Origin of the sequence: Sphaerochaeta sp. S2, from assembly GCF_016406725.1 — a bacterium.
Taxonomy (GTDB): Bacteria; Spirochaetota; Spirochaetia; order Sphaerochaetales; family Sphaerochaetaceae; genus Sphaerochaeta.
Map to the genome: position 1 here is coordinate 1 of NZ_JAEKNT010000523.1, position 2,075 is coordinate 2,075.

Here is a 2,075-nt window from a genome sequence, read left to right on the forward strand (position 1 = left end):
GGGAAAACCAGAATGAGCGGACATTGCAGGAGGTTGCAAATCTTCTGGTTCGTATCAGCAAACAAAAATCGTATATCCTGCACCAACGCCTGCTTAACGAGCAAGGGCTCTTGCTTGCCCAAGCCGATACCAATGCAGAAGGCTTGGTAAGTTTGTTGGGCACGGAATATTTATCCGATAGTGGTATCAGTGAAATGGTTCAGGAGATACAAACACTCAAACCAAATGTACTCTACATCTCAGACATTCTCCCTCAAAATGAAGGGAATCCCATACTTACCCTTGCTCTTCCTGTGTATCAGGGATCCAGGATGACTGGCATTATTGCCATCGATTATGATGCTTGTTATCTTCTCTCATTTCTTTCAGTATATCAGACTTCGCTGATGAAGGACCTGCAGTTCAGTATCATTGACAGACAGGGGAACATCATCATCGAAGGGGCATCAGATTGTAAAAATATCTATGCAGAGGGAATGAATCTGTTTTCTCGTGAACCAGGAATGCGTAGTCAATTGACAGGGAATAGAATTGGTTCCTATGTTTCTGAGGATATGGCGTATACCTTTCAAGCCATCTATCCAGCAAGCAGTGAGAGGCTGTTCTTCTCTACATCGAACAACTGGCTCTGGGCGGTTGTCAGTAGCTATGAACATGATCAGTTGCCGATTTTGACACAGGATTTCTTATTGTCGCATCCTTCGGTTAAATTCCTGCTCTCCTTCCTGGTACTCTTCGTTGGTTCCGCTGCCGTAGTCATCCTCCAGGTCAGGGCAGATGATAAGCAACAACTACGTATCAGCTCCCTGATCGCAGATTATGCATCCAACGGTGTGGTGGTTTATGACCCAGAAGGTCGGGTCACCTTCTGCAACAAGGCATTTGAGGAACTATGTGGTTATACACAGGAGGAGTTACAGGGAAAGAAGGAGATGGCTCTCCGATATGATCTTTTCTTCTCCCGTGAATCGGACGGTGGAGCACTTCGCCCAGTATGGGTGTATCATGAGAGCAAGCATCGCTTGCTTTGCTACTTGGACGTTATCCAAGTAGAGGGAAAACGGGATCAAGGTGCTCATGCAATAGAGATCTACAGCCCCTCCCGGTGGAGCACAATGGAGTTGCTTCAGCTCTGCAAAAAGAATCAAATTGACTACCATCAGTGTTTTGCGAGAACTATACTGATTCCTGAAGGTACTGGTTCGTTTGTTTGTCTGCAGATACAACTCTTGAACAGTAAGGAGATTGGGATGCGTCTCAATCAACGGGAGCGAGTGCTCTTCTCGAATAGGTTCTCTACAACGCTTGAGAAGGTTCTCGATACGAGCTTTCCTATCCTTTCAGCAGGATTTGATTCATACCTGCTCTTCTTTGAAACGAGAAGCAGTGCGTCCGATATTGAGAGAAGGGTAGCGTCACTTCTTTCCGGTTTCCATCTTCCTTATCTCTTCGGGCAATCCTCCCTTGCCTTGCAGCTCTCGGTAGGAATCTCACTCTATCCAGAACCAAGTCCCAGCCTCTATGCTCTAGTAGAAAATGCTGCAATTGCCATGCATATGGTTACTCCAGGGACGGAACATGGATATCTTTTTTACGATAAACAGGTTGCAATGCGTTATGCAAGGAGAATAGCAATCAAGGATGCTCTTGCCTCAGTGTTTGAAACCGACCAGCTATATCTGGCCTATCAGGCACTTGTCTCAGTTAAGAAAGAGAAAATTATCGGAGCAGAAGCACTTATAAGATGGAATCATCCTAAGCTAGGGCCTATCTATCCGGATGAGTTCCTTCCCCTTATCAGGGAGCTCCAATTGACCGAGTTGTTGGGCAGATTTGTGATCGAGAGCGCAATCAGCTTCCTTCATACACACTGGAAGGAAATTGCTTCCTCCATACCAAATTTTACCTTATCCATCAATCTAAGTGCTGATGAACTCTCCAATGTACATCTTACCGACCTATTGGTCAGTGAGCTGAACAGGCAAAAGATTCCACGCTCCATGTTGGAAGTTGAATTGACCGAGCATACTGCAGTGGAAAGTCTCAGTAATACGAATGCAATCATGGACCAGTTG

The 2,075-nt window shown here is 45.6% G+C and carries 1 protein-coding gene; it reads left to right on the forward strand.

Translation table 11 applies throughout. The annotated features are described in order from the left end of the window. A partial coding sequence (locus JF818_RS15360; RefSeq protein ID WP_198892916.1) for an EAL domain-containing protein occupies positions 1 to 2,075 on the forward strand: 2,075 nt, incomplete at both ends.